Here is a 2951-nt window from a genome sequence, read left to right as displayed (position 1 = left end):
GAATTACGGCCTTTTAGGAACCATCATCGAAAAAGTTACAGGCGAACGCTTTGACCAGTATCAAAAGAACCATATCTTAAAACAGCTGGATATAAAAGCGGATTATCTGCCCAGTAATTTCAGCAAGAAGGAATTTACGAAACTCGGTGCAGTTTATCAGAAAAAAGACGCATCTGGCATCTGGAATGAAAAAGGTCCATGGCGCGCTACGCATGATGGCTATCCACAGGGACAGCCGGCCAAAGATACCGTTGCCCTGCAGAACCCTTATGCCGAAAACTTCCAGGACACCTACAGCCTGAAGGATTATGTTCCCGGCACCAATGCTACGGTATTTTCCCCGGCAGGCGGTCTGCGAATTTCCTGTGAGGAACTTTCTCATGCGCTTTCCATGCTGCTTAACGATGGCACTTACAAAGGCAAACAAATTCTCTCCCCGGCTTCGGTTAAGACCATGCTGGGCCGCGAATGGATTTATGACGACAAAGCCAAGAACGGCAACACCTATGGCGGCACGATTCTCTCCTATGGTTTGGGCATTTACCAGATGGACGGCAAGAGCACAGCCCGCTTCTGCAAAGATACGGAAATCGACCTGGTAGGACACACCGGTGAAGCTTTCGGTCTGCTCTCCATGCTGGCCATTCGTCCGAACACCAAAGATGGCTATGTCTACATCATGAACGGCGAAGCTGTTGAAGAAGACGAAGATGCACGCAGCGCCGGTAAATTCAGCAACAACTACATTTGGGCAGAAACCCTTGGCGATGCTATTTGCCGTAATGTGTTTGTCCGCTGATAAAACGGAATACCTGCTTTAGTGACCTCCAAAAAGGTCACTAAAAAATCGAAAAACCGCTGAATTAACGGGGCATTGTGGAGCCCCGTCAATTCAGCGGTTTTTTCTATCCCAATTACATACAACAGGCCCGTACTCATTCACCGGTCGGCTTGACACTCCCCATGCCTAAAGGCAGGGGGAGTGTCAAATACGTTAGTGAGTTATCGTGGCTTACAGGCGATTCTGTGAGGCGATTTTATTGTGCAATTTTCAGGAAATGACTTGCCATTCCAACTGATATATATTACAATTATATTGAAACATGATTCAATGAAACGTAATTCAATATAAATACATTCAAGGAGCTTACTATGTGTAATTTTATTGGTCGTAAGCGTGAGCTTGACGCTATGAGTGACTTATACAACCGTCCCGGATTTCAGATGACTGTAATGTATGGTCGTAGACGTGTAGGCAAGTCAACCTTATTGCAGCGTTTTGTAGAGGGGAAGAAGGCGATTTATTATACTGCCATACGCAGTAGCAGTCAGCGCAATCTGGAGCTATTAGGCAATCGTGTGATAGAAGCATTAGCCCCGGAAATGAAGGGGTTATCATTCCAATCCTACGAGCAGCTTTTTTCCTTTGTCGGTCAGCGATGCTGTGATGAGAGAATTATCTTCATTATAGATGAATTTCCTTACATGGCAGAAGCGGATAAATCTCTTTTATCCGTTATTCAAAAGCACATAGATACAGAATGGCTGCAGGGGAATATGTACCTTTTCTTATGTGGTTCATCTGTAAGTTTCATGGAAGATGAGGTACTAAGTGAAAAAAGTCCGCTCTTTGGCCGCCGTACTTCACAAATTGCACTAAAGCCCTTCAATTACTTGGAGGCCGCAGAGTTTGTGCCAAATTATTCTGCGGTGGATAAGGCCATTGTTTATGGTGTCACAGGGGGGATAGCCAAATACTTATCTTTATTTGATGAAAACAAGTCACTTGATGAAAACCTGCAAAATTTATTCTTTAGTAATTTTGGCTATATGTATGAGGAACCAATCAATATTCTTACCCAGGAGTTTAGGAATATTTCTTCCTATAATGCTATTATTGAAGCGGTAGCGTCAGGTCGTACCAGACTTAATGAAATAGCTGATTTGACGAAGCTGGAAACATCTACAGTATCTCATGCTGCAGCTAATTTGGTTGAGACTGGTATTCTAAAAAAGGAGTATGCCATTACCGATGAAAGCAATAAAAAGAAAGTACGTTATGGGTTAGCTGACCATATGTTTAGGTTCTGGTATCAATTCGTAGCTCCTCATATGGATATTATTGACATGGGGCATGGAAATGTGCATTATGAAAATGTGGTTAAGCCAAGAATATCCCACTATATGGGAGAGGTTTTTGAGGATATGTGCCGCTTTTACACTATGAAATTAGGGGTAGAAGGCAAACTTCCTTGTCTTGTATCAAAAACAGGAAAATGGTGGGGAACTAACCCGCATAAAAAAGAAGAAACGGATATTGATGTAGTTGGTTTGGATATCGTAAATAAACAGGCGGTGCTGGGAGAATGCAAATTTAAGAATGAAATTTTTGATAAAAAAGTATTTGACCAGTTAAAAGAACGGCATGGATTGATTGACAATCGCTACCGGGTGGTTAAGTATTTATTGTTTTCCAAGAGTGGCTTTTCGGATTGGATTCTTGAACAGCAAGATAAGGAGGATATACTGCCTATCGAATTAGAAGGAATGTATGGTCGGGAATAGATTCTGTATTTGAGACTGGTGATTATGTGCTACAATATTCATGGCATAAGCCCTCCGTTTATGTTGTGATAGTTTAGGCACTTTCATTATACAAAACGGAGAGGGCTTATGCTATTTTATTTTAGGGCAGTTGAGGCTGTCCCAAATTCTGTGTAAACTCCCTGTAGCAATGTAAAACAGAGATAGTATATTTTCTCTTTCTATATCGAAGTATAGAAATCCTTTTTGTCTGCACGTCAAGATATTCTTGGCTGTGCAGACATTTTTTATTCCGGAATTCTCCCGTCAAAATAAATGGCAAGCTGGGCATGGATAAGGCTCCAGTCTTGGCGGCGTCCTGTCCATTTCCTTGTAATATCCATCATGGCCAGATAAAGCATCTTCAG

At 42.2% G+C, this 2951-nt stretch carries 2 protein-coding genes; both read left to right on the top strand.

Going from position 1 to position 2951, the window contains the following annotated elements; translation table 11 throughout:
* A partial coding sequence (locus QZV24_RS10250; protein ID WP_294523522.1) for a serine hydrolase occupies positions 1-799 on the top strand: 799 nt, incomplete at its 5' end.
* Between the two features lie 353 nt (positions 800-1152).
* Entirely contained in the window at positions 1153-2565 is a 1413-nt protein-coding gene (locus tag QZV24_RS10245) for an ATP-binding protein (protein ID WP_294523520.1), read from the top strand.
* Positions 2566-2951: the final 386 nt, after the last annotated feature.

Source organism: uncultured Anaerovibrio sp., from assembly GCA_902786545.1.
GTDB lineage: Bacteria > Bacillota > Negativicutes > Selenomonadales > Selenomonadaceae > Anaerovibrio.
Note: the sequence above shows the minus strand (reverse complement) of the source record. Positions and strands in the feature narration are given on the sequence as shown.